The organism is Mycobacterium sp., assembly GCF_049585075.1.
Lineage (GTDB): Bacteria > Actinomycetota > Actinomycetes > Mycobacteriales > Mycobacteriaceae > Mycobacterium.
In genome coordinates, this window is sequence record NZ_JBAUZA010000218.1 from 1 (window position 1) to 3150 (window position 3150).

3 protein-coding genes are annotated in these 3150 nt (G+C 64.7%); all 3 read left to right on the forward strand.

Going from position 1 to position 3150, the window contains the following annotated elements; genetic code table 11:
* The first annotated feature begins 483 nt into the window (after positions 1–483).
* Positions 484–1068, forward strand: a complete 585-nt coding sequence (locus tag WB785_RS10670; protein ID WP_424079007.1) for a DUF1707 SHOCT-like domain-containing protein — start codon at positions 484–486, stop codon at positions 1066–1068.
* Positions 1069–1088: 20 nt separating this feature from the next.
* On the forward strand, positions 1089–1946 hold the full coding sequence (map, locus tag WB785_RS10675) for a type I methionyl aminopeptidase (RefSeq protein WP_424079008.1): 858 nt from the start codon (positions 1089–1091) through the stop codon (positions 1944–1946).
* A gap of 16 nt (positions 1947–1962) precedes the next feature.
* The coding region (locus WB785_RS10680; protein WP_424079010.1) for a cobyric acid synthase at positions 1963–3150 on the forward strand (1188 nt) is incomplete at its 3' end.

Sequence of the window (3150 nt, forward strand, 5' to 3'; positions counted from 1 at the left end):
AAGTTGGGTCGGCCTTAAGGCTGCTCTTAGTTGCCGTTCGGCTAGCAGAATCGGAATCTCTGCGCTCAGCCAGACGATTTGCTTGGGAGGTCACGTGTTCGCCGCAGCGGGCGCGTCTTGACCCGAAATGCCAGGTCAAACGCATCGCAACCACGACTAACAAGAGCCATGGATCATGGTGCCTGCATTTGTCCAGCGCCGGATGTAAAAATCCAAGAAAATGGACAGTCAATCCAGGGAACCGAACAATAGCTCTACATAAGTCAAATATCGATAAGAAGCGACATAACGGTGTGGTGCAGCCATGACGACAATTATTTGTCGAATGTTGAATAAGCGATCGTTAGTAACGCCGTGGTGTATTTCCTGCGGTTTTGACGTCCGATGGCTACGAATCGACCGCGACCGCTGCCCTGGCCCAGCTGGCCGTCACGTCTTCATGGCCGGGGCCGATGGGATCGGTGGCGGTAGATTAGTAGCGCCATGACGCGCCCTGATGAGTTGACCGAACTGCGGGTGTCAGATGCCGACCGCAACGGCACGCTGCGCCGGCTGCACAATGCGGTTGCACTCGGGCTGATCGATATCAGCGAGTTCGAGGAACGTTCCTCGCAGGTCTCCTACGCGCGGACCCACAACGAGCTGGCCAGCCTCGTCGGAGATCTGCCCGGCCCGGGGGCCATCGTCACATCTGCGGCCGACCGGGTCGAGCTGCGTGGCTGGGTCGGGTCGCTCAAGCGTCACGGCGAATGGACCGTCCCGACTCGGCTGGCGTTGGTGCGCCGGATGGGCTCCGTCGAGCTGGACCTAGTCAAGGCGCGATTCGCCGGGCCGGTCGTCGTCATCGAGCTCGACATGAGGTTCGGGTCGGTGGAGATCCGGTTGCCCGAGGGCGCCAGCGCATCGATCGACGACGTCGAGGTCTACGGCGGCAGCGCCAGCGACCGCCGGAAGACCGCGCCGGCCGAGGGTATTCCGCACGTGGTCTTGACCGGCCGGGTGGTGTGCGGCTTGGTGAAAATCAAGGGACCGCGCCGGTCGTTGCTGCGCCGGGCTCGGCATCCCTGACGACCAGATACGCTGGCGGTATGCCTGTTCGTTCCGCGCTATCTGCCGGTGTGGTGTCGCCGACACTGCCGGTGCCCAAGTCGATCCCGCGTCCGGAGTATGTCGGCAAGCCGACGGCCCGGGAAGGCACCGAGCCGTGGGTGCAAACGCCCGAAGTCATCGAGAAGATGCGGGTTGCCGGTCGGATTGCGGCCGGTGCGCTCGCGGAGGCGGGCAAGGCGGTGGCGCCCGGCGTGACGACCGACGCGTTGGATCGGATCGCCCACGACTACATGGTCGACCACGGCGCCTACCCGTCAACGCTGGGCTACAAGGGTTTCCCGAAGTCGTGCTGTACGTCGCTGAACGAGGTCATCTGCCACGGCATCCCCGACTCGACGGTGATCGAAGACGGCGACATCGTCAACATCGACGTCACCGCCTACATCGACGGCGTGCACGGTGACACCAACGCCACGTTCCTGGCCGGCGACGTTTCCGAAGAGCACCGGCTGCTTGTCGAGCGCACCCACGAGGCGACGATGCGGGCGATCAAAGCCGTCAAACCGGGCCGCGCGCTGTCAGTGGTCGGCCGTGTCATCGAATCCTATGCAAACCGGTTCGGCTACAACGTCGTTCGCGACTTCACCGGTCACGGCATCGGTACGACCTTTCACAACGGGCTCGTTGTCCTGCACTACGACCAGCCATCGGTCACCACGATCCTCGAGCCGGGCATGACGTTCACCATCGAGCCGATGATCAACCTCGGCGGGCTCGACTACGAGATCTGGGACGACGACTGGACCGTCGTCACCACAGACCGCAAGTGGACTGCGCAATTCGAGCACACGTTGCTGGTCACCGAGTCCGGCGCGGACATCCTTACGTGTCTCTAGCGCTCGCCACAAAAAGGTGAGCGGTGCGGTGCTGGTCGCCGGCACCAGCTCTGACGCCGGGAAGTCAGTGGTGGTCGCCGGACTCTGCCGGTTGCTGGCGCGCAAAGGTATTCGGGTCGCACCGTTCAAGGCGCAGAACATGTCAAACAATTCCGCGGTCACCGTCGAGGGCGGTGAGATCGGCCGAGCCCAGGCGATGCAGGCCCGGGCGGCCGGTCTTGCCCCCAGCGTGCGGTTCAACCCGATCCTGCTCAAACCGGGCAGCGATACGACCTCGCAACTGGTCATCCGGGGGCAGGCCGTCGACTCCGTGACTGCGACCGAGTACTGGTCGCATCGCAACAAGCTTCTCACCGTCGTGCTGGACGAATTGTCGCAACTAAGAACCGAATTCGATGCCGTGGTGTGCGAGGGCGCCGGATCACCGGCCGAAATCAACTTGCGCGCAACAGACTTGGTCAATATGGGCCTGGCCCGAGCCGCGAATGTGCCGGTGATTCTGGTCGGCGACATCGATCGCGGCGGGTTGCTGGCGCATCTGTTCGGGACGGTGGCGGTGCTCGAGCCCGACGACCAAGCGCTGATCGCCGGGTTCATCGTGAACAAATTTCGCGGCGACGCGGCGCTGCTGGAGCCCGGGTTGCAGCAACTCGCCGAGCTCACCGGGCGGCCGACATACGGGGTGCTGCCGTACTGCGACGACCTGTGGCTCGACGCCGAGGATTCCGTCTCGGTGCTGGCCCACCGAGTGATCGGCAGACCGCAACCGCCGCGCGGCTCGGGGTGGCTACGGGTCGCGGTTCCGCGGCTGCCGCGGATCTCCAACTCCACCGATATCGAAGCGCTGGCGTGCGAACCCGGCGTGCTGGTGCGTTGGGTCAGCCAACCCGCCGACGTCGCTGATGCCGACGTCGTCGTGCTACCGGGCACCAAGGCCACCGTCGCCGACCTGGGTTGGCTGCGTGAGCGCGGCCTGGACCAGGCCATCGCTGCGCATGCGGCGTCGGGCCGGACGGTGCTGGGCATCTGCGGTGGCTTCCAGATGCTGTGCCGCTGGATCGACGACCCGGTCGAAAGCCGATCGGGCCGAGTGCAGGGGCTCGGGCTGCTCGACGCCGACATCGTGTTCGCCCCCGACAAGGTGCTGCGCCGCTGGGAGGAATCGCTGCACGGCTACGAGATCCACCACGGGCGCCTGTCCCGC